This is a genomic window from Brevibacterium sp. CSND-B09 (assembly GCF_052906525.1).
This window is the reverse complement of sequence record NZ_JBREGI010000001.1, coordinates 3,562,859-3,584,841: the sequence shown is the minus strand read 5'-3', so window position 1 is coordinate 3,584,841 and position 21,983 is coordinate 3,562,859. Positions and strand designations below refer to the sequence as shown.

Here is a 21,983-nt window from a genome sequence, read left to right as displayed (position 1 = left end):
AGGGTTCGCGTGACGATCTCGGATTATGCAAATCGTGCCCAGCAGCATCTTTTCCCCCACTTCACCACCGGCAGAGTGTGGAATGACGAAGATCTTCCGATCATCGTCGAAGGGCACGGAAGTTATCTCATCGACGAACGAGGCGACCGGTACCTCGATGGTCTGGCCGGCCTGTTCTGTGCGAACATCGGCCACGGGCGACAGGATATTCCCCGGGCCGCCTATGAGCAGATGAGCAAGCTCGCGTACTGGACGAACTGGGGTTCGGCCCATCCCGCAGCCGTGGATGCGGCGACCCGCATCGCCGGTCACGCCCCGGGCGACCTCGACACAGTGTTCTTCGTCAATTCGGGGTCCGAGGCCGTTGAGTCCGCTGTGAAGTTCGCCCGCCAGTACCATCGTTCCCAGGGACAGTCCCAGCGCACCAAGATCATCGCCAGGGACATGGCCTACCACGGCACCACCCTCGGCGCCCTCGCCGTCACGGGCATCCCCGCCTACAAGGAGCCTTTCGGCGAACTCATGCCCGGAGTCTTCCACGTGCCGAACACTTTGGGAGAAGAGGTCCCGGCCGGAGGCACCGCCGCCGACCTGCCCTCGATCCAGGCCATCAGAGAACTCATCGAACGGGAAGGCGGAGACACCTTCGCCGCGCTCTTCGCGGAGCCCGTCCAGAACTCGCGCGGAGCACTCGTACCGCCGGAGGGCTACTGGCAGGAGCTGCGGAAGATCTGCGACGAGCACGGAATCCTCCTCGTCGCCGACGAAGTGATCACCGGGTTCGGGCGGCTGGGCGAATGGTTCGGTTCGATCAAATTCGACGTCGTGCCCGACCTCATCACCTTCGCCAAGGGGTCGACCTCGGGCTACATGCCCCTCGGCGGAGTCATCATCCGCAAGCCGCTCGCAGAGGCCCTTCTCGACTCGCCCGATGCCGGAACTTTCACCCACGGGGCCACCTGGGGTGGTCATCCGGTGGCCACCGCGGTCGCCACCGCCAACCTCATCGCGCTGGAAGAGGAGAATGTCCCCGGCAACGTCCGCAGCCTCGCGCCCTACTTCCAGAACGGCCTCGATCGGATCACCGACTCCTATCGCTGCATCAGGGAATACCGTGGCACCGGGTTCTTCTACGCCATCGAGATGATGGCCGACCGAGACACGGGTGCCGAACTCACCCCCGATGCGTCGAAGAAGGTGCTCACCGAGGTCATCCCGAAGGCGATGAAGGAAGTCGGGCTCATCACCCGCCCCGACAACCGCGGTGCGACGATGCTCGTCCTCTCTCCGCCTCTCGTCGCTGACCAGGCCGTCCTCGATGATCTGCTCGACAAGGTCGACCACGTCATGGGGTCTGTCGACAAGCACCTCGGCGTCTCCACGCTGTCGGCTGCGGTCTGAGGATCGACCGATGTTGAAGACGCCGGCAGCTCACGACCGCACTGCGGCCGAGACCACCGTCGAAGCCGAGCTCGAGTCCGTCTCGATCGACTCGATGCTCCTCGATCGGGTGCTCGACCTGTGCGGAGAGGGACCACGGCCGAGGATCGTCCTCGCCGAGTCTCACGACGAACGTGTCCTTCGCGCTGCCGGCGCCCTCGCCGAGGCGGGCGTCCAACCCGTCCTGATCGGCGACGCCCATGAGGTTCGCCACCGTGCGAAGCAACTGGGCATCGCCGCTGCCGACGGATGGTCCGTCGAAGACCCGGCGAACCTCGCGGCCGGTCCAGCCGGCGAACGAATCCGATCCAGTGCGCAGAGGAAGCATCCTGAACTGGCCGCGCAATGGCTGACCGACCCTGTCTTCCTCGCCGCTGCAGCCGTCAAAGAAGGATTGGCTGAAGCCGCCGTCGCCGGCGCGGATCGGCCCACCGCCGATGTCATCCGGGCGGGATTGGCCGTCGTCGGTCTCACTCCGGATGCGCCCCTGCTCAGCTCCTCGTTCCTCATGTGCCTGCGCGACGGACGTTACCTGGGATTCGGCGATTGCGCGGTCATCCCGGTCCCCGATGACCAGCAGCTCTCAGCGATCGCTGTCGCCACTGCACACACGTTCACAGCGATCACCGGCCGGGCGCCCTCCGTGGCGATGCTGTCGTTCTCAACAGCGGGATCGGCTCAGCACTCCGACATCGATCGGGTCAGAGCAGCGACCGAGCACATCCGCCGCAGCCACCCCGGCCTCGATGTCGACGGCGAGCTCCAATTCGACGCTGCCATCGTCGAATCCGTGGCGAAGTCGAAATGCCCAGAATCCGCTGTCGCCGGTCATGCGAACGTGCTCGTCTTCCCGAACCTCGCCGCCGGCAACATCGGATACAAGATCGCCGAACGCCTCGGCGGAGCACACGCCTACGGCCCGCTGCTCCAAGGACTCGCGGCCCCGATCAACGACCTCTCCCGGGGGGCGAGCGTATCCGACATCATCAACGTCGGCCTCATCACGTGCCTGCAGGCGCTCACTCCTGCGATCGGTGACCATCGCGGGACGAAATCCACTGCCCATACCTTCACAGAGAAGTGAGGAAAGTAAGGTGCCATGTCGAAGTCAATAGAGAATCCGACCGAGAACGTCGCCGCCGCGCCACCTGGAGCACACGGTGTACAGCCGGAGAGGATGGCCAAGACGCTCAAGCCTCGCTGGGTCTTCGCCATCGCTCTGGGCTCGGCGGTCGGATGGGGTGCGTTCATCCTTCCCACTGACTGGCTGGCGATGGGTGGCCCCTTAGGCACCCTCGTCGGCTTTGCCCTCGGCGCCGGCCTCATGCTCATCATCGCCGTCAGCTACGGCTTCCTCATCCGCACCTTCCCCGTATCCGGAGGTGAGTTGGCCTACGCGCTCATCGGCTACGGACGCGTCCATGCCTTCTTCGCCGGCTGGTTCCTCACGCTCGGCTACGTCTGCATCGTCGCGCTCAACGCTTCGGCATTGGCTCTGCTGTTCCGCAAGATCATGCCTTCGGTCATGGAGCAGGGGTACCTGTACACCGTCGCCGGCTGGGATGTCTATCTGCCGGAGATCGGCGTCTCGATCACCGCGCTCGTCGTCTTCGCCATCCTCAATATCCGCGGCACCGCACTGTCGGGTCGGGTCCAATACTGGGCCTGTGTAATCATGATCATCGCAGTGTCTGCGATCATCATCTCCGTCATCGCGAGCCCGACGACCCATCTCTCGAATATGTCGCCGACACTGCCAGATGGTGTCAGTCCGGTGGCCGCGATCATCGCCATCGTCGCCATCGCCCCGTGGGCATTCATCGGCTTCGACAATGTTCCCCAGGCTGCTGAGGAGTTCGACTTCTCTCCGGCCAAGGCGCTGCGCCTCATCGTGCTCGCCATCCTCACAGCTGCCGCCCTCTACATGGCGATGATCGTCTCGGTCTCCATGGCCGAACCGTGGCAGGCACTGGCAACTTCCGGTTCCGCGTGGGGAACGGCAGAAGCGATCACCGGCGTCATCGGCGGTTCGGGCCTCCTGCTGCTGGCCATCGCCATCACGATGGGTGTGAGCACCGGCCTCAACGGCTTCTACGTCTCGGCCAGTCGCGTGCTCATGGCCATGGGCCGCGCACAGATGATCCCGCCGATCTTCGCCCGCCTACATGCGAAGCACAAGACCCCGCACATCGGGATCATCGCCGTCCTCATCGTCTGCCTCATCAGCCCTTGGTTCGGCAGGGCGGCTCTAACCTGGGTCGTCGACATGTCCTCGATCGGTGTGACCATCGCCTACCTCTACACCTGCCTGTGCGCCTTCCGGATCTTCCGCCCCACTCGTGAGGCTCAGGACCCAGAGGCTCTCCCGGGAATGTACTCGACGACGAAGAAGGTCCTGTCCGGTGTCGGAGCGGTCATTGCGATCATCTTCATGCTGCTCCTGCTCATCCCGGGCTCGCCCGGTGCGCTGGGACCGCAGTCGCTCATCGCCCTGGCCGTCTGGATCGTCATCGGTGTCGTGTTCTTCCTCTCCCGTATCCGGCACAACAGGAAGCTCACCGACCTGCAGGTCGATCGTCTCGTCCTCGGCGACGAGCGTCCCGCCGTCACTCGGTTCAGCGAACGCGCTCAGCTGCGCCGCGAGGGACGCCTGACCAAGGTGGGCTGAGTATCGTCCGTGCCCCGCAACAGCATAGTGGTCGGCCCGCTGCCAGGATTCACGGCAGCGGGCCGACCGCCGTCATCTGACCGTTCGCCGAGGTGCGCGGGCAGACGAGCAGGATCGTTCGCGACGGCCGTGCCGGCATCGTCGTTCAGCGTTGGAGAACGGTGAGAAGTCCATCGACGACCGCCCGCACAGACTCCCGGCCGCCCAGGGACTCGGCGTCGAGTTCGACGCTGGCGGGATAGAGGAGCCCCGGGTCTGTGCCGATGCCCACTCCGAGGACACCGATATCGCCGGAGCGACGCAGGTCGGCCACCGTGGTCTCGAGATCTCGGGCCAGGTAGTCCTCATCGTTGGCTGCGGCTGTCGCAGAATCAGCCGGGAGACCATCGCTGATGACGACCATGGCTGAATTCGCCGCCTGCTGGCGGCACAGCCGGCCGACCGCCCAGCGCAGGGCCTCAGCATCGATGCCCTCTCTGTACAGAGAGGTCTTGAGCAGACCGCCGAGGTTGTTGCGCGTCCGCCGCCACGAGGATTCTCCAGACTTGATCACGAGGTGATGGATTTCGTTGAGACGACCCGGCCGGTCCGGCGCCCCGAACTTCGCCCAATCGGCGCGGACGCGTCCGCCGTTCCAGGAGTTCGTGGTGAAACCGAGGATCTCGACGGTCACATCTACACGGTCGAGGGCGGTGCCGAGCACGTCGAGGAGGGCACCGAGCCCGAGCGCATGAGTCTTCATCGACCCCGAGAGGTCGAGCAGAAAGGTCACGGCGCAGTCGGTCTCGGCACGGTGCGACCGTCCGCGGAAGACGCGCGGATCGCCAGGAGAGGTGACCAACCGCGTCAGGCGGGCGGTATCGAGGACACCATTCTCGGAATCGACGAGCTCGTGCGCCTCCTTCGCTGCTTCCACCACGGCCTGGAGCCGGGTGACCAAGGGGGCCAAAGGCACCTGCAGTCGTGCCGTCTCCGCAGCGATCGCGGCACGACCGCTGCGCAGGCTCGCATCCCTGACGTCCTCGGCGATCGTCGAAACCCGGTCGAACCGCTTCGTCCATACCTGATAGCCACGGGAGCGCCGGAGTCCGCTGCTGTCTGCCTGCTCCGCGGGGGCGAACAGGTCCTCGGATATGTCGAATACCAGAGGCAGGCTCGGGCTGAATCGACGGCGCCGCGCTCCCGAACCTCGACCTTCTTCGCCTTCGATGTCCGCAATGCGGTCAGCGAGCGTGCGCGCGAGCTCGAGCGCCACCTCGGTGAATACGCGTTGGTTGTGTCGCGCGTTGCGCAGCTGGATGAGGAAGGGACCCAATTCGGGTGCGAGCTCAAACCGGGATTCCTCGATGAGGTCGGAGTCCGCGGGGCTGATGGCCTCCCTGGTGATCACGGAGTGGGTGACGAGGACGACCGTGAACAACAGCATGCCCAGGCGAGTCTCGTGCAGACGGCTGCGAAGGTATTCACTGCGCCAGTGTGCCTGTCGAGCGGATAGATTGGCCCGGACGCCGGCCTGTCCAGCCAAGGATTCACACCGCTGCTGTTCGAGGATTTCCACGATGAGGCGCTCTTCCTGTGATTCCGGCAGCATCTGCCTGTGCAGATGAGGATCGCTCCACTTCCGGCGCATGGCCATGGCATCTGTGGCACCGCGCAGAGAATTGAGGCTCGACGTTCCGGGATCGGGGTAGAGATGGGGTGCATTCATGGGCAGCAGCCCGTCTCCATCGGCGGGTCGGTGAGCCCACAGGTCGACCGTCGGATCGCCGCTGAGCGCCCTGAACACCGAAGCCAGGCGTCGTTCCCGGGCGTGGATCTCACGATCCGATCGAATGATGCCGGGCCGTGCTCTGTGTACAGCCATCAGCTGGCCGTCGCCGCGTCATCGACGCTGAGTTCACCGCCGAAGCAGCGTTGATAGTACTCTGCGACGACAGGATGTTCGGTCACGTCGCAGCGGTTGAGAAATGAGAACTTGAAGGCCAGCTCGACATCCCCGAAGATCACCGAGTTCTGAGCCCAGGAGATCACCGTGCGCGGTGACATGAGCGCTGATACGTCGCCGGCGGCGAAACCCGTGCGCGTCAGCTGAGCGACGTCGATCATCTTTGCAACGGTCTCCTCCCCCATGGCTGCGGCGACCTCTGGGACCTGACCGGTGACGACGAGTCGTTCTTCGGATGGGTCGAGGTAGTTGAGTGAGGCGATGATATTCCAACGATCGAGCTGCGCCTGATTGAGACGATGGACTCCATGGTAGAGACCGTTGACATTGCCCAGTCCCACGGTGTTCGCCGTGGCGAAGAGTCGGAAGTGCGGGTGCGGACGGATCACCCGATTCTGTTCGGTCAGGGTGAACAGACCGTCGCGTTCGAGCAGGCGTTGGATGATGAACATGACCTCCGGACGGCCGGCATCGTATTCGTCGAAGACCAACGCCATCGGTCTGGTCAAGGCATACGGGATCACTCCCTCTTCGAATGCCGTGCGAGGCTGGCCGTCCTCGATGACGACCTGGTCCTTGCCGACGAGATCGCTGCGAGAGATCTGTCCGTCCAGATTGACGCGCATCAGCGGCCAGTTCAGGCGTGCCGCGATCTGTTCGATGTGCGTGGACTTCCCCGTCCCGTGGAGTCCCTGCACGAGCACACGGGATCCGTGGGAGAACCCGGCGAGAATCGCTCGAGTCACCTCAGGGTCGAAACGGTAGTTCTCATCGATGCGCGGGACCAGATCACTGTCGCCCTCGAGCATCGGCACGGGCATGTCGGCATCGATGCCGAACAGTTCTCGCAGTGTTGCAACGTCGGCCATGAGCGCCGTCCTTTCCTGGTCGTGGTTCAGCCTCGCCGTGGCAGCTGGTCTGCCCGGCCGCGGTTCAGGCCGAGTTCTCGTCGGCGCGGTCGATCTCGTCGAGAACGGCCATGCGCTGGGCGGCTTCCTGGACCACCGGCAGCAGTTCGACGAGATCGTCGATCGACTTCCGGATCACTGGGGCCTGGATCGCCAGGGCCTGATTCGATCGACCGATATCGGTGGGGATGAGCACCGCGAGGCAGACGAGGCCATCGAGGTACTCCTGCCGGTCCAGGGCATAGCCGCAGCTTCGGGCCGAATCAAGTTCGGCCTCGAGCTCTGCGGGATCGGTGAGCGTGTGCGGTGTGAATTCTCTCAAGGTCGAACTGCTCAGCAGCCTGCGCCGCGGCGTCTCGCCGTACTGAGAAGCGATCATCTTCCCACTGGCCGAAGCGTGGATCGGCACGCGGCTGCCGGCTTCGAGATGCACCCGCAGCGGGTGCGCGGTTTCCACGCGATCGAGGTAGATGACCTCATCGCCGGAGACGGCAGTGAGATTGCAGCTCTCACCGATCTTCTCGGACAGCTGGGACAGGACCATCCGCCTAGCCCCCTGTCTCGAGTCATTGAGCAGAACGTCCTCGGCCATCCGCCGCAGCCTGGCTCCGGTGCCGTAGTGGCGGCCGTCGCTGTGCCGGGTGAGCAGTCCTGCGCCCTCAAGCTGCTGGAGCATCCGGTGGAGGGTGGGTTTGGGCAGTCCCGTCTGGACGACGAGGGATTGGAGAGTGAAGATCTGGTCGCGGGTGGAGATGAACTCCAACAGCGACACCATCCTCAGCGCGGGTGTCTCACCTGCCAGGGAGGCCCGTTCGTCGAATTGCGGCTCCGTCAGGTCATCCATTCCCACTACCTCCCCGGCCCCCTTCGGCCTTGTTCTACAGTCGCTCCCGCTCCTCAGCCGCAGCGCCTCCGTGATTAATTCGTCTCGAAATATCGTACCAAACGAATTCTTTTTCGGAACTCTATTGACACCGATGAAGCTCGGACCCTACATTCGAGGTGTTCCGCTTTTCGAAGTGAAATGAACAGAAAACCGAGACCACAGAGCTGTGGTCCCCGACGAACAGGAGACGTTACGATGACGGAACTGGCCGATCGAACCGAAAAGGCGACACTGAGTGAAGCCGTGAAGACCCAGAAGATCACATCGTCCGAAGCCTTCGTCGAAACGATGGTCGCCAACGGCGTCACCGACATCTTCGGCATCATGGGTTCGGCGTTCATGGACGCCATGGACATCTTCGCCCCCGCGGGCATCGACTTCATCCCCGTGGTCCACGAACAGGGCGCTGCCCACATGGCCGACGGCTACGCCCGCGCCTCGGGCCGTCACGGTGTTGTCACAGGGCAGAACGGTCCGGGCATCTCGAACTGCGTCACCGCGATCGCGGCCGCCTACTGGGCCCATTCCCCCGTCGTCATCGTCACCCCGGAGGCCGGCACGAATTCGATCGGCCTCGGCGGATTCCAGGAAGCCAATCAGCTGCCGATGTTCCAGGAGTTCACGAAGTACCAGGGGCATGTCAGCAACCCGACCCGCATGGCCGAGTTCACCGCCCGCTGCTTCGATCGCGCGAAGTCGGAGATGGGACCGACACAGCTGAATATTCCCCGTGACTACTTCTACGGCGAATGTGCCCCGGAGATCCCCCAGCCACAGCAGATCGATCGCGGACCCGGTGGAGCCGAAAGCCTCGAAGAGGCCGCCGCGCTGCTCGCCGCGGCGAAGAACCCAGTCATCGTCTCCGGCGGCGGAGTCGTCATGGCCGATGGCGTCGATGAGTGCATCACGCTGGCCGAGCGCCTCGGTTCGCCGGTGGTCAACAGCTACCAGCACAACGACTCGTTCCCTGCCAGCCACCCGCTGTGGGCAGGCCCCCTCGGCTACCAGGGTTCGAAAGCTGGAATGACCCTGATCAACCAGGCCGATGTGGTGTTGGCACTCGGAACTCGCCTCGGCCCCTTCGGCACGCTGCCGCAGTACGAATTCGACTACTGGCCCACCAACGCAAAGATCATCCAGGTCGATGCCGACCAGAAGATGCTCGGGCTGGTCAAGAAGATCGACGTCGGCATCTGCGGCGATGCCAAGGCCGTCGCCGAGGATCTCCTCGCCCGCCTCAACGATCGCAAGGTCGCCTGTGATGCCACGAAGGACCAGCGAGCAGAGCTCATCCGCGCTGAGAAGGAGGCGTGGGAGGCCGAGCTGGATTCGTGGACCCATGAGAAGGACGAGTTCTCCCTCGACGCCATCGAAGAGGCCGAGAAGGAGGACGGCAACTGGCTGCACCCACGTCAGGTGCTGCGGGAGCTCGAGAAGGCGATGCCGGCCGACGTCATGGTCTCCACCGACATCGGCAACATCAACTCCGTCGCGCACAGCTACCTGCGCTTCGAACGTCCCCGCAGCTTCTTCGCTCCGATGAGCTTCGGCAACTGCGGCTATGCGCTGCCGACGATCATCGGCGCCAAGCGCGCAGCCCCTGATCGCCCGGCCATCGCCTATGCCGGCGACGGTGCCTGGGCGATGAGCATGGTCGAGGTCCTCACTGCCGTCCGCCACGACATTCCGGTCACTGCCGTCGTCTTCCGCAACCGTCAGTGGGGTGCGGAGAAGAAGAACCAGGTCGAGTTCTACGGACACCGCTTCATCGCCGGCGAGCTCGACAACGGTGAGAGCTTCGCGGCGATGGCCGAGTCGATGGGCGCAGACGGCATCGTCGTCGACCAGCTCGACGAGGTCGGCCCTGCTCTGCAGAAAGCCGTCGAGGCGCAGATGAACGAAGGCAAGACCACGGTCATCGAAGTCATGTGCACAAAGGAGCTCGGCGATCCGTTCCGTCGCGACGCTCTGCGCAAGCCGGTGCGGACCCTGGACAAGTACAAGGACTTCGTGTGAGTCGATGACCCTCCGGGCTCTTCTCGACTGATGGTGTTCGGGCGCCGACCCCGTCTCGGTGCCCGAACACCATCGTCCCTGGTGACGTCGACGCAATACTGTAGCGCTGGCGTCATTGCCGACACCACTGCACCACCTCAATACTTCCGATCCGCGGTTCGACGACGTTGCCGAGACCGCAGAAAGCTGGCTCCCAGAGATGGAATCCTCCGAGCAAGTCATCTACCCCGCAAAACTCGTGAGAACTCTGGACCCGGCGCGGCCCAGTGCCGAAGCGATCATGGTCCGCGGCTCCCGCATCCGCGCCATCGGCTCGCTGGACGAGCTCAGGGCCTACGGTCCCTCACGCATCGACGATCGCTATGCGGACTCGGTGATCTTCCCCGGAATGGTCGAAGCCCACGCGCATGCGAAAAGCGGCGGAATGTGGGAACAGACCTACATCGGCTACTACACGCGGAAGGGACCGGACGGCAAGGTCTGGACCGGCTGCAAGAGCATCGAAGAGGTCCAGGACAGGCTGAGGGAAGCCGACTCGAAACTCGCCGACGGTGAGATCCTGAGAGCCTGGGGGCTCGACCCGATCTTTTTCCCCGGTGATCGACTCGACCGTACTCACCTCGACGAGGTCTCGAACACCCGCCCGATCTTCGTCATGCACCAAAGCGGTCACCTCGCCACAATCAATTCCGAGATGCTCAGTCAGGAAGGCATCGACCGGGACTGCCCTGTCGAGGGAGTTGTCAAAGACTCAGCCGGTGAGCCCACAGGTGAACTGCAGGAACCGCCCGCGATCGCTCTCGTCAAGAGCGCAACGTCCGTTCTGGGTGGAGAATTCAGCGCATCGGCCCTACAGAATTTCGGTGCCGACGCCTGCAACCACGGCGTCACGACAGCCGCCGACCTGGGCAATCCGTACCTCTTCACCGACGACCTCGAAGCACACCGCGAGATCATCGACGATGAGTCGTACCCGGTTCGACTCTCCTTGTTCCACCGTGGGGGTGGGATGGGCGGCAACGGTGATGCGGCCGACGAAGCCGCTCGTCTTGCCGATCTGACGAGCACCAGCAGCGACAAGGTCCACCTCGGCGGGGTCAAACTCTTCCTCGACGGATCCATCCAGGGCTTCACCGCCCGACTCCAGGATCCCGGCTACATCGCCGGTGACGACAACGGCATCTGGCTCTCCTCGCCCGAACAGTTCTCCACCGCGTTCCGCGCGTATCACGCGACCGGTGCCCTCATTCACGTCCACTGCAACGGCGACGAGGCTACCGAGCTCTACCTCGACACCGTCGAACAGGTGTTGCGGGAGGTTCCCCGCTGGGACCACCGCCACACGGTCACACACAGTCAGCTGTCCACACCGGCGCAGTATCGCCGGATGAAGGCACTGGGAATGTGCGCGAACATCTTCTCCAATCACATCTGGTACTGGGGCGATCAGCATCGTGATCTCATTCTCGGACCGGATCGTGCGGAACGGATGGATGCCGCAGCCACCGCGCTGCGCATCGGAGTGCCGATCTCGTTCCACTGCGATACGCCGATCACACCGCTCGATCCCTTGGCGACGGCGTCCTATGCCGCCGAACGTGCCACACCCAGCGGCAGGATCCTCGGCGAACACGAACGTATCAGCGTCCCTGACGCTCTTGACGCGGTCACGATCGGAGCGGCCTACATGCTCAAGCTCGACCATCTCGTCGGCTCGCTGGAGTCCGGCAAATTCGCGGACTTCGCGATTCTCGACCGAGACCCATACGAATGCGAGCCTGCGGAATTGCGTGAGATCACTGTTCGCGGCACCGTTGTGGCCGGTCGACATTTCTCGGCGGTCGGGTGAACCCATGATCGAGATGACAGTGATCGGCGGCTATCTCGGTTCGGGGAAGACCACGCTGCTCAACGAGATCCTCGATCGTCAGGACGGCGAGCGCATCGCCGTCATCGTCAATGATTTCGGAACTGTCAACATCGATGCTGAGATCATCGGCTCCAGAGACGGCCGGACGATGGAGATCGCTAACGGATGCATCTGCTGCGATCTCTCAGACGGGATGGCCGCGGCCGTTGCAGCTGCGCGTCGTGCCGAACCCCCAGTCTCACGGGTCTACGTCGAGGTCAGCGGCGTGGGCCAACCCGATATCGTCGCCCGCTGGGGCGATCATCCCGGCTTCTCCCGGGGCGGTGCCGTCGTCTGCGCGGATGTCACGACGATTCGCCGGGACGTCAAACGCAAGTGGGTGGGCGAAACTGTGCTTTCGCAATTGCGCGGAGCCGACAGGCTGCTGCTGACGAAGACCGACCTGGTCGATGACCAGACGGTGCACGCGGTCACGGACTGGCTGATCTCTCGTCCGGGCATCAATGCGGAGGTGGTCGACCGCAGCGAAATCCTGTCCGGGGAGCCGCCTCGGCAGTGGGATGTCCCGGCGGAGGATCCGACCCATCCCCAGCAGGCTTCAGTCTCTGACCAAGTCTCACAGGTCCACAGCTCGTGGACGATCACGACATCCTCGGCGATCGACCCGGACGGGCTCCGTGCACTGGTGCAGAGACTTCCGGAAACGTTCGTCCGCGCCAAGGGAACCTTCCCCGACAGACGGCACCCCGGACGGCGGTTCCTCATCCAATACGACGGAACGAGATGCGCGACCGACCAGGTCGCCTCGGTCGGCACTAACTCGACGGAACCCGGGCACCTCGTCCTCATCGCCGTCGGCAGCCATACCGAAACTCCCGCGCCAGTGAGCGAATTGGCACGAGCACTTCACGGACACGTCGGCGGCTAGCCGCCGACAGCCGTGAGAAAGGGAACAATGAAGTTCATCCGGAGAAAGAACGATGCGGACAGACCACGACGGCGTTCGTCGGTCCGCTGGATCATGCCGGCCGTGGCATTCGCTGCAGCGCTGACAGTCACGGCGAGCGGCTGTGCCGCACCGTCAGCGCTGGTCGGCACGACCGACGACACCTTCATCTTCGGCACCAGGTCGGCACCACGTGTCCTCAATCCTGCTGTCCAATCTGGGCTGGCGACAGCCACCCCTGGTACCCAGCTGTTCGCCAGCCCGATTCGGCTCAACGACAAGCTCGAACCCGAGCCGTATCTCGCGAAGTCCTGGAAAGAAACAGCTGACGGGAAGACGATGACCCTCCATCTGGTCGAGAATGCGAAATTCCACGATGGACAGCCCATCACCTCCGAGGATGTGGCGTTCTCTCTCGGTGTGGTGAAGAGGGAACACCCGTTCGGTGCCAACCTCTTCGGACCTGTCACAAAGGTCGAGACCCCGGATGACCACACCGTGGTGATCAAGATGTCCCGACGGCATCCCGCGCTGATGACGGCGATGAGTCCGCCGTTCCTTCCCGTCATCCCCAAGCACGTCTACGGCAGCGATGACACGGTGGCCGACCATCCGCAGAACTCGCACGATGTCGTCGGCTCCGGCCCCTACCGGTTGGCCAGCAATATCGAAGGCAAACGCATCGTGCTCGACAAGGTCGACAACTTCTTCCTGCCCAATGACGATGCGCCGAAGCAGGTGCTCTTCGAGATCATCGGCGACGAGAACACCCTTGCCCTGGCAACGGAGAAGGGCGAGGTCGACATGATGGTCACGAACACCCCATCTGTTCTCTCCCGCCTGGGAAAAGTCGATGACATCACGGTCGCGGACAAGGGGTATGAGGGAATCGGCTCGATCTCCTGGCTCGGGTTCAATGTGAAGAGCAAGAATGTCACCGACAAGCGGGTGAGGCAGGCGATCGCCTATGCCATCGATCGTGACTATCTCACCAACAAACTCCACCGCGGACAGTTCGAGCCTGCAACGAGTCCGATCGCCAGCGGCAGCCCCTACTTCGATGAGTCGATGCCGCACTATGACCGTGACCTCGACAAGGCCGCGGACCTGCTGGACGACGCCGGATACCCGATCGGCGAAGACGGCACACGGTTCACCATCCAACTCGACTACCTCCCCGGAAGCGCCGAGATGGCGTCGAGTGTGGCCGAGACCATCAAAGCCAACCTCAAAGAGGTCGGAATCATCGTCCGGATCCGCAGTTCCGCAGACGAACCGACCTGGGGCAGTCGTGTGTCCAACTACGACTACGACATGACGCTCGACAATGTCTGGAACTGGGGCGACCCAGCGGTCGGAGTCGAACGCACTTACCTGTGCAGCAACATCAAGAAGGGTGTTCTGTGGGCGAACATGTCCCAGTACTGCAATAAGGACGTCGACCGACTATTCAAGAAGGCCGCCGCCGCACCTGACGAAAATACACGCAAGGACGACTATTCGAAGGTTCAGAAGATTCTCACCGATGAGCTCCCCGTGCTTCCACTTGAGAATCAGACGTACCGCAACATCTATTCGAACGCTGTGATGAATCCGCCCAATGGCCCGTTCGGCATCATGTCGCCGCTGCTCGACACCTCGATAGAAGGTTGACCATGTCATTGACCGCCCCACCGAAGATCAAGCTCAAGGGACGCAGGAGCATGGCGCTGGCAAGAGGCCGCTCGATTGCCTCCCGCATCGCCCAGGCTGTGCTCCTCCTGCTCGCAGTCATCATCTTCAACTTCATCCTCATTCACCTCGCTCCCGGCGATCCTGCCACCGTCATCGCCGGTGAATCCGGCGGCACGACCCCCGAGCAGCTCGAATCGATCAGAGAAGCCTACGGGCTCAACGATCCGATCATCGTTCAGCTCTGGCACTACCTGGTCCAGATCGCCCATTTCGACCTCGGCTATTCGTTCTACTTCGGCCAGGATGTCACGGCACTCATCGGTGAGCGGCTGTACCCCACGGTTCTCCTCGCCGGAACCGGAATGCTCGCCGGACTCATCATCGGCACGCTGCTCGGAGTCGTTGCCGCGATCAAACCGCAAGGGATCCTCAGCTATTTTGTCACGGTCATCGCCCTCGTCGGCTTCGCCGCTCCGGTGTTCTGGACGTCCGTGCTGCTGCTCCTGGCATTGTCGATCGCTATTCCGATCTTCCCGATCCAGGGAATGAACTCGATCATCGTCTCCCCGCATGCCCTACCTCAGATGTGGGACACGACGATGCATCTCATCCTCCCCGCCACCGCTCTGGCACTCATCTATGTGGCGCTCTACAGCCGCACGGCGCGCACGAGCATGCTCGAGGTCCTCGACTCCGACTACATCCGCACAGCCTGGGCAAAAGGGTTGGGCGGCAAAGTCGTCATCTTCAAGCATGCGCTGCGCAACGCGGTCCTGCCCGTCGTCACACTGCTCGGACTCCACGTCGGTGCGCTCCTGTCGAGTGTGGTGCTCATCGAGGTCGTCTTCAACTGGCCGGGACTCGGTTCGCTTCTGCTCGAATCGATCCTCCGCAGAGACACACCAGTGATTCTCGGGATCCTGCTGTCCAGTTCCGTACTCGTCATCATCGCCAATCTGGTCACAGACGTGGCCTACCGCATCATCGATCCCAGGATCGCCATCTCAGGAGGGCCACAATGACCGACATCATGGCGGTGCCGGGCACCGGACAGGACCAACCCGAACAATCGCCCGCCGCAGCGGTGCAGACGAGGAAACGTCCCACGACGGCGTGGACATTGTTCCGACGCAACCGGGTGGCCCTCGTGGGCCTTTCGCTGCTCGCATTCATCCTGCTCGCCATCACCTTCGGGCCGATGGTCTATCCGAACAATCCGTTCGAAATCGTCGGCATCCCGATGGAAGCCCCGGGAGAATCCGATGTGCTGCTGGGAACAGACGCCTTGGGACGTGATCTCTTCGCCGAGCTCCTCTACGGCGGACGCGCCACGATGCTCGTCGGTGTGGTCGCCGCGATCCTTTCGACGACCATCGGAATCATCCTCGGCGGCTTCGCCGGCTACCATCGCGGTTGGGCAGACTCCGTCGCTGTGCGCATCACCGAGTTCTTCCAGGTCCTGCCGCCGCTGCTGCTCGCCATGGTCCTTGTCACTCTGTTCAGTCCGAGCCTTCTGACCATCACGATCGCTATCGGCGTCGTCAGTTGGCCTGCCACGATGCGCATCACTCGAGCGGAATTCCTGCGCATTCGCGAACTCGACTATGTCAGGAATGATCGGGCGGCAGGCGCCGGCGACTTCTGGATCATCATGAAGACGATCCTGCCCAACGCTCTGCCGCCGATCGTCGTCATGTCCACCCTCGTCATCGGTCAGGCAATGCTCTTTGAAGCAGGGTTGAGCTTCCTCGGCCTCGGTGATCCGAACACGATGAGTTGGGGACTGATCCTCGGTAACAACCGCGAACAGATGCTCACTGCGTGGTGGCCGGTGGCGTTCCCAGGTTTGGCAATCTTCCTCGCTGTCCTCAGTGTCAGCCTCTCCGGAGACGGTCTCAACGACGCCCTCAATCCCAAAGGACGTGAACGATGAACGCCACAGCGCTCACCGCCGATCCCACCAGTGGTCCCACGGCAGCCGGTGGAGATGAGTCACCGATTCTGTCGGTGAAGAATCTGTCCGTGAAGTTCCAAGATAACGTTGCTGTCAATGACGTGTCCTTCGATGTCAGTCCCGGAGAGGTCTTGGCGATCGTCGGGGAATCAGGTTCGGGAAAGTCTGTGACTTCCCTTGCCATCATGCGGCTCGTTGAACTCTCCTCCTCAGGGAAAGTCACCGACGGTCAGATGACTTTCTCTCGGGCAAGCGGTGACGTCGTGGACCTGCGCACCGCCTCGGAAGCGACAATGCGCACGATTCGCGGCAATGACATTTCGATGATCTTCCAAGAACCGCTGACGTCACTCAACCCGGTCTATTCGGTGGGCAACCAGCTCGCCGAGGTGCTGCGGGTGCACAAGGGGATGTCTCGCCGAGAAGCGAAGAAGGGCGTCATCGAGATCATGGAAAGGGTGCGGATTCCCGAACCGCATAGGCGTGCCCGCCAGTATCCGCATCAGATGTCGGGCGGAATGAGGCAACGTGTCGTCATCGCCATGGCACTGGCATGCCAACCACGGGTCCTGATTGCTGATGAGCCGACGACGGCTCTGGACGTGACGATCCAGGCGCAGATCCTCGCCCTACTGCGAGAACTCAAGAACGACCTCGACGCGGGGATCATCTTCATCACCCATGATATGGGGGTGGTGGCCGAGATCGCCGACCGAGTGCTTGTCATGCGGAAGTCCTATGCCATCGAAACCGGCAGTGTGGAGACGATCTTCCACCGTCCCCAGCATCCCTATACGAAGAAGCTCTTGAGCGCTGTTCCGACTCTGGGGTCGATGAACGGCACTGACTCCCCCGCGCTGTTCCGGCTCGATCAGGAAGAGGTCTCCCAATGACGAGAATTCTCGAAGTCGATAATCTGGTCAAGAGCTTCTCGATCTCGGGCGGAATGCGCGTCCATGCGGTCGAGGACGTGAGTTTTCATGTCGACAAGGCAGAGACTTTGGCGCTCGTGGGTGAGAGCGGTTGCGGAAAGACCACATTGGCGAACTTGGCTATGCGCCTGCAGAAACCCGACAGCGGGTCGATCAGACTGCTCGACACGGATATCACAGACCTGGGGACGAAGGAACTGCGATCGCACCGCCGGCATCTGCAGATGATCTTCCAGGATCCCTTCGCCAGTCTCAATCCGCGCAAGCCGGTGGGCGGGATCGTCGGCGATCCGATGCGTCTCAACCGAACGGCGTCGAATGCTGACGCGGAGTCTCGTGTTGCCGAGCTGTTCGAACTCGTGGGACTGACTGCGGACGATATGCGAAAGTACCCGCATCAGTTCTCCGGAGGTCAGCGCCAACGAATCTGCATCGCTCGAGCACTCACCCTCAATCCGAGTCTCATTGTCGCCGACGAGGCAGTGTCTGCGCTCGATGTCTCTGTGCGAGCCACCGTGCTCAACCTCATGATCAAACTCCAGAAGGAGTTCGACCTGTCGTATCTCTTCGTCAGCCACGACCTGGCTGTCGTCGAACGCATCGCCCACCGCGTTGCCGTCATGTACCTCGGGCAGATCGTCGAGATGGGCCCACGGCGACAGGTATTCGAGAACCCTCAGCATTCGTATACTCAGCGGCTCATGGATGCGGCTCCGATCGCCGATCCGGGGCAGAGGCGCGAACGCGCGCTCATCGCCGGCGAAATTCCGAGCCCAGTGTGGCCAGAGGGTCAAGGGCCGGAAAAGGTGACGCTTAAGGATCTCGGAGGGGGCCACCTCGTGGCTATCGACTGAGCACTCTCACACGCGCACGCCCTGCTCCGAGGCGTCCCTGGGCTCAGGAGCAAGGCGTGCGTCGGCGTGCGCTGCACCCTGCACATTCGGACACCCGAATCGCGATCAGATCTGGTACCGAATAAGTGATCTGGATTGGGTCTTCAGGTGGCACCATCACGCGAGGACAGTGAAGAGGGTCACACATTGGCCATCTCCCACCGACACGGGCACCGCCGCCCAGGAGGACACATGACGCAGCTCAACGACGAGCCTATGGATCCGCAGGTATGGCATTCAGAGCACGATCCCGGCACCGATGCACAGCCAACTGAACTCAAACGGACGCTGAAGAATCGGCACACCTCGATGATTGCCCTCGGCGGGGTCATCGGCGCAGGCCTCTTCATCGGCTCCGGCAACCTCATCGTCGCCACTGGCCCCATCGTGATCTTCTCCTTCCTGCTGGCGGGGCTGCTGGCGGCCCTGGTCCTGCGGATGCTGGCCGAGATGGCGATCAACAAACCGATCACCGGCTCGTTCTACGAATACGCTCGCGTCGTCCTCGGCGATCGGGCGGGTTTCATCACGGGATGGACGTATTGGTACTTCTGGGTCGTCGTCATCGCTTTCGAGGTCTCCGCCTCCACGGCTCTGCTCAAGGGGATGATCCCAGGTGTTCCCTCGTGGATCATCGGTCTGGCCATCCTCATCGCACTGACCGTGACGAACCTGTTCTCGACGAAGTCGTTCGCCGAGTTCGAATACTGGTTCGCGATGATCAAGGTCGTTGCGATCACCGCGTTCATCCTCGTTGCTGTCATCTACATCTCGGGACTGATCAACGGTGCCGACGGCCGACCCTTCGCCGATGGACTCGCGAACTGGACGGCCGGTGCCGATGGCGAACATGGAGGCGGCTGGGCCGGCTTCGCACCGCTGGGCATCATCGGCATGCTCATCGCGGTGGTGCCCGCCACCGGCTTCTTCTCCGGAGCCGAGATTGCGACGATGGCTGCAGCAGAGGCCGAGGATCCTGAGAACTCGGTCAGGAAGTCCACGCGGTCGGTGATCTACCGCGTGCTGCTGTTCTATGTCGGTTCCATGCTCGTCATCCTCACGATCACTCCATGGTCGAAGAAGACCGAGATCGCGGGCAATATCGTCGGCTGGCTCTCGGCCGATGCGCACGGCCCCTACGCCGGGACTCTGATCACGATGGGGATCACATGGGCCGGGATCGCGATCAATATCCTCGCCATCGTCGCTGTGCTCTCATCGATCAACTCGGCACTCTATGTCACCGGTCGGACGATGTTCGCCCTGACTCGCCAAGGCCATGCGCCGAAGGCGCTGACGACACTGTCGAAGACCGGTGTGCCGCGCCGCGCCGTCCTGCTGGCAACGGTGCTCGGGTATCTCGCCGTCCTCATCGATCATCTCGTCGGGGGCGGAGTCGTCCTCGATATCCTGCTGCATTCCTATGGGGCGCTTGCTCTCGTCGTCTATGCGTTCATCGCCGCATCGCAGATTCGCATGCGTCGGCGGATGGAGAAGAAGGGCGAAGTCATCAAGATGAAGATGTGGCTCTTCCCATATGCTTCGTACTTCGCACTGTTTGCGATGATCGCCGTCATTCTCGCGATGGCGATCCTGCCCAGCACCCGGCTCGACTTCACATACTCGATGGGCTCGCTCGCCGTCATCGCGATCGCCTACGAGTTCAATAAGCGGTATCGCAAGAAGCACGGAGTGCGCGAGCACCAGGTCGACATCTGATGAGGTCGAATGGGCCGGCCCACCCGGCTCACTCTGTGAGTCGGTGGCCGACTACCCCAATCCTTCCCACGTCATCCTCTGCCGAAGCGCTGGGGCGAGGACCAGGGCGGCGATAACGCTGCCGGCCAGCAACATCCACGCCCCGAAGTACGTGAAGAGCTTGAGTTCGGGAGCCAGAGGCGGACCGAAGTCCGCGGCCATGAGGATCACTCCGCCAAGGATTAGTGCAGTCGAGACGATCACCTGAATGAACTGCTCGACCGTGGAAACAAGCAGATTCTTGATAGTCGCAATGTTCAGTCCGCTCGTACCGACGTCGAGCGTACCGTCCTGCAGATGGCCAGCAATGCGCGAAATCTGCCCGGGAAGCTCGGCGATCTGCGGTGCGGTTGCCGCTGCGTAGAGCGTCATCTCGTGTCGGTCGACTCCCAGTCCCCCGACCTCACGGAGCAGTGTCTTGCCGTTCTGAGTCACGAGCGCCAGCAGGTTGAGTTCGGGCACCAGCCGGGTGATCGATCCTTCGAGAGTACTGATCGCACGGAATGCAGTCGCCACCGAGGCAGGCATTGGGAATCCGAAGTCGACGACGAAGTCAATGAGTTCCCCGAACAATGCCGCCGAGGTCGAACCCGGAGCACCATCTCCGTACTTCAGCATGATCTGCCCGATCTCTCGCTGCAACTCCCGCAGATTCACCTCGCTCGGAGTGCCGAGCAATTCGAGAATTGCAGCGGTCGCGGCCTGGGAGTTCTGCGAGTCGAAGGCCATGAGCAGCAACGCGATGGCTCGGCGGTCGCGTTTGTCGATGCGGCCGACGGCGCCGAAGTCGACGAGACCGGCACGGCCCGCGCTCGAGACGACGATGTTTCCGGGGTGGAGGTCGGCGTGGAAGATTCCCTTGCCGAGCACCTGCCGGACGACCATGAGGAAGAGATCCTGGGCGATCTCTCTGCGCGCGATTTCGGAGAGGTGGTCGACCACCTCGGCGCCGTGGGACAGAGGGGAACCTTCAACGAGGTCCATGACGATGACGAACTCGCCGGAGAGCTCCTTGTACACGTGAGGGATGTGGACGACGGAATCAGTCTTCGTCGTCGACCGCCCGGTCTCGTCGGCGAGGCGGAGGGCTTCGATGTGGGCGAGCTCGCCGCGATAGTCGAGTTCGCCCTGTAGTGAATCGACGAAGCTGCGGGCGAGCTTCGCGATGCCGATCTTCTTCGCCCAGTCGGTGGTGCGATCGAGACGGTCGGCCAGGGTGAGGACGATGTCGCAGTCGGCTCGGACCTGTTTGCGGATCTTCGGCCGCTGCACTTTCACCGCGACCACGCGACCTTCCCAGGTCACGGCTCGGTGGACCTGGGCGACGGAGGCACCCGCGAAGGGTTTCTCATCGAACTCGGCGAACACCTCGGCGACGGGACGGCCCCATTCGGCCTCGAGTTGATCCTTCACCTCGGCGAAGGGAACGGGCTTCACCCCGGCTTGGAGGGTGGAGAACTCCTCGACGAATTCGTGCGGGATCATGTCACCGCGGGTGGCGATGAACTGGCCGAGCTTGATGAACGTGACCCCCGAGGCGGCCAACGCGTCACGGGTGGTGGCGGCGATCTCTCGAAGGGAGACGCGCAGGGTCGGGATTCGGGGTCGGAGGTAGCGGGAGAGGCCGAATTTGATGAGGATCTTCTGGATCTGGGCCAGGCGGTTGACGCGGCGGTACCAGGTGGGGATCTTCGGTGCGTTGCGGATGAGTGAGCTCAGGGTGCCCGAAGGCATGATGAGTTCGATCGCGAGGAGGACGAACATCTGGATGACGATGAACCAGGCGAAGAGCAGTAGGAAGACCATGATGGCGGGGAAGCTCATCGACAGGCTCGGATACTGTTCGGATTCGGAGATGCCGAGGAGTTTGTACGCCTGGAGGGTGATGGGCCAGATCGAGAGGCCCATGATGAGGGAGACGATAGTGTTGCGGGCGGCTCCAGTGCCGGTGAGCATCATCCGCCGGACGAGGAATCCGACGATGAGCGCGCTGAGGACGCCCAGTCCGATGGTGTAGAGGATCGTCACCCGTCAGCCTTTCCCACTTGCGATACGTTCCGCGACCAGCCTAGTTGAACCGCTGCTTCAGACCC

At 62.7% G+C, this 21,983-nt stretch carries 16 protein-coding genes; 12 read left to right on the top strand and 4 right to left on the bottom strand.

What is annotated here, in order from left to right:
* The first annotated feature begins 9 nt into the window (after positions 1-9).
* From ACU4IU_RS16070 to ACU4IU_RS16060, 3 genes are read left to right on the top strand one after another with little or no spacing between them, the layout of a single operon-like run.
* On the top strand, positions 10-1,401 hold the full coding sequence (locus ACU4IU_RS16070) for an aspartate aminotransferase family protein (RefSeq protein WP_172174591.1): 1,392 nt from the start codon (positions 10-12) through the stop codon (positions 1,399-1,401).
* Between the two features lie 10 nt (positions 1,402-1,411).
* On the top strand, positions 1,412-2,524 hold the full coding sequence (locus ACU4IU_RS16065; protein WP_446657290.1) for a phosphotransacetylase: 1,113 nt from the start codon (positions 1,412-1,414) through the stop codon (positions 2,522-2,524).
* 15 nt (positions 2,525-2,539) lie between these two features.
* Positions 2,540-4,108, top strand: a complete 1,569-nt coding sequence (locus ACU4IU_RS16060; protein ID WP_446657289.1) for an APC family permease — start codon at positions 2,540-2,542, stop codon at positions 4,106-4,108.
* Between the two features lie 145 nt (positions 4,109-4,253).
* Here the strand turns inward: ACU4IU_RS16060 and ACU4IU_RS16055 are convergent, their stop codons facing one another.
* The 3 genes from ACU4IU_RS16055 to ACU4IU_RS16045 all read right to left on the bottom strand — a co-directional run bounded on the left by ACU4IU_RS16055 (position 4,254) and on the right by ACU4IU_RS16045 (position 7,805).
* Positions 4,254-5,972 (bottom strand): cobaltochelatase CobT-related protein, encoded by a 1,719-nt coding sequence (locus ACU4IU_RS16055; RefSeq protein WP_446657288.1) that lies wholly within the window; start codon positions 5,970-5,972, stop codon positions 4,254-4,256.
* A complete protein-coding gene (locus tag ACU4IU_RS16050; RefSeq protein WP_446657287.1) occupies positions 5,972-6,922 on the bottom strand; it encodes an AAA family ATPase in 951 nt (316 codons plus the stop codon). The genes ACU4IU_RS16055 and ACU4IU_RS16050 overlap by 1 nt, the downstream gene beginning before the upstream one ends.
* Positions 6,923-6,986: 64 nt before the next feature.
* Complete coding sequence (locus ACU4IU_RS16045; RefSeq protein WP_139908341.1) at positions 6,987-7,805, bottom strand: IclR family transcriptional regulator; 819 nt, start codon at positions 7,803-7,805, stop codon at positions 6,987-6,989.
* Positions 7,806-8,042: 237 nt separating this feature from the next.
* Between ACU4IU_RS16045 and xsc the strand changes: the two genes are divergently transcribed.
* The 9 genes from xsc to ACU4IU_RS16000 all read left to right on the top strand — a co-directional run bounded on the left by xsc (position 8,043) and on the right by ACU4IU_RS16000 (position 19,851).
* Positions 8,043-9,863: a sulfoacetaldehyde acetyltransferase gene (gene xsc, locus ACU4IU_RS16040; protein ID WP_446657286.1), complete on the top strand. Its 1,821-nt coding sequence runs from the start codon at positions 8,043-8,045 to the stop codon at positions 9,861-9,863.
* Between the two features lie 199 nt (positions 9,864-10,062).
* Positions 10,063-11,712, top strand: coding sequence for an amidohydrolase (locus tag ACU4IU_RS16035; protein WP_446657285.1), 1,650 nt, complete (start codon positions 10,063-10,065; stop codon positions 11,710-11,712).
* 4 nt (positions 11,713-11,716) lie between these two features.
* Entirely contained in the window at positions 11,717-12,661 is a 945-nt protein-coding gene (locus ACU4IU_RS16030; RefSeq protein WP_446657284.1) for a CobW family GTP-binding protein, read from the top strand.
* A gap of 102 nt (positions 12,662-12,763) precedes the next feature.
* Positions 12,764-14,332 (top strand): ABC transporter substrate-binding protein, encoded by a 1,569-nt coding sequence (locus ACU4IU_RS16025; RefSeq protein WP_446657283.1) that lies wholly within the window; start codon positions 12,764-12,766, stop codon positions 14,330-14,332.
* Between the two features lie 2 nt (positions 14,333-14,334).
* Positions 14,335-15,375 carry an ABC transporter permease gene (locus ACU4IU_RS16020; protein ID WP_216657234.1) on the top strand — a complete coding sequence of 347 codons (1,041 nt, stop codon included), beginning with the start codon at positions 14,335-14,337 and terminating at the stop codon, positions 15,373-15,375.
* Positions 15,372-16,286, top strand: coding sequence for an ABC transporter permease (locus ACU4IU_RS16015; protein ID WP_216657233.1), 915 nt, complete (start codon positions 15,372-15,374; stop codon positions 16,284-16,286). The genes ACU4IU_RS16020 and ACU4IU_RS16015 overlap by 4 nt, the downstream gene beginning before the upstream one ends.
* Positions 16,283-17,200, top strand: a complete 918-nt coding sequence (locus ACU4IU_RS16010) for an ABC transporter ATP-binding protein (protein WP_446657282.1) — start codon at positions 16,283-16,285, stop codon at positions 17,198-17,200. Before ACU4IU_RS16015 ends, ACU4IU_RS16010 begins: the two co-directional genes overlap by 4 nt.
* Complete coding sequence (locus ACU4IU_RS16005) at positions 17,197-18,093, top strand: ABC transporter ATP-binding protein (protein ID WP_446657281.1); 897 nt, start codon at positions 17,197-17,199, stop codon at positions 18,091-18,093. Before ACU4IU_RS16010 ends, ACU4IU_RS16005 begins: the two co-directional genes overlap by 4 nt.
* A 231-nt stretch (positions 18,094-18,324) precedes the next feature.
* The gene (locus ACU4IU_RS16000; protein ID WP_446657280.1) at positions 18,325-19,851 is read left to right on the top strand and encodes an amino acid permease; all 1,527 of its coding nucleotides are present in this window, start codon (positions 18,325-18,327) and stop codon (positions 19,849-19,851) included.
* 51 nt (positions 19,852-19,902) lie between these two features.
* Here ACU4IU_RS16000 and ACU4IU_RS15995 read toward each other — a convergent pair whose 3' ends face one another.
* A complete protein-coding gene (locus ACU4IU_RS15995; protein WP_446657279.1) occupies positions 19,903-21,918 on the bottom strand; it encodes an ABC1 kinase family protein in 2,016 nt (671 codons plus the stop codon).
* Between the last annotated feature and the right edge of the window lie 65 nt (positions 21,919-21,983).

Bases quoted from the DNA above. Each gene is read 5' to 3' on its own strand.
- ACU4IU_RS16065 (WP_446657290.1), top strand. From the start codon at position 1,412: ATGTTGAAGACGCCGGCAGCTCACGACCGCACTGCGGCCGAGACCACC.
- ACU4IU_RS16060 (WP_446657289.1), top strand. From the start codon at position 2,540: ATGTCGAAGTCAATAGAGAATCCGACCGAGAACGTCGCCGCCGCGCCA.
- ACU4IU_RS16055 (WP_446657288.1), bottom strand. From the start codon at position 5,972: ATGGCTGTACACAGAGCACGGCCCGGCATCATTCGATCGGATCGTGAG.
- ACU4IU_RS16050 (WP_446657287.1), bottom strand. From the start codon at position 6,922: ATGGCCGACGTTGCAACACTGCGAGAACTGTTCGGCATCGATGCCGAC.
- ACU4IU_RS16045 (WP_139908341.1), bottom strand. From the start codon at position 7,805: ATGGATGACCTGACGGAGCCGCAATTCGACGAACGGGCCTCCCTGGCA.
- xsc (WP_446657286.1), top strand. From the start codon at position 8,043: ATGACGGAACTGGCCGATCGAACCGAAAAGGCGACACTGAGTGAAGCC.
- ACU4IU_RS16035 (WP_446657285.1), top strand. From the start codon at position 10,063: ATGGAATCCTCCGAGCAAGTCATCTACCCCGCAAAACTCGTGAGAACT.
- ACU4IU_RS16030 (WP_446657284.1), top strand. From the start codon at position 11,717: ATGATCGAGATGACAGTGATCGGCGGCTATCTCGGTTCGGGGAAGACC.
- ACU4IU_RS16020 (WP_216657234.1), top strand. From the start codon at position 14,335: ATGTCATTGACCGCCCCACCGAAGATCAAGCTCAAGGGACGCAGGAGC.
- ACU4IU_RS16015 (WP_216657233.1), top strand. From the start codon at position 15,372: ATGACCGACATCATGGCGGTGCCGGGCACCGGACAGGACCAACCCGAA.
- ACU4IU_RS16010 (WP_446657282.1), top strand. From the start codon at position 16,283: ATGAACGCCACAGCGCTCACCGCCGATCCCACCAGTGGTCCCACGGCA.
- ACU4IU_RS16005 (WP_446657281.1), top strand. From the start codon at position 17,197: ATGACGAGAATTCTCGAAGTCGATAATCTGGTCAAGAGCTTCTCGATC.
- ACU4IU_RS16000 (WP_446657280.1), top strand. From the start codon at position 18,325: ATGACGCAGCTCAACGACGAGCCTATGGATCCGCAGGTATGGCATTCA.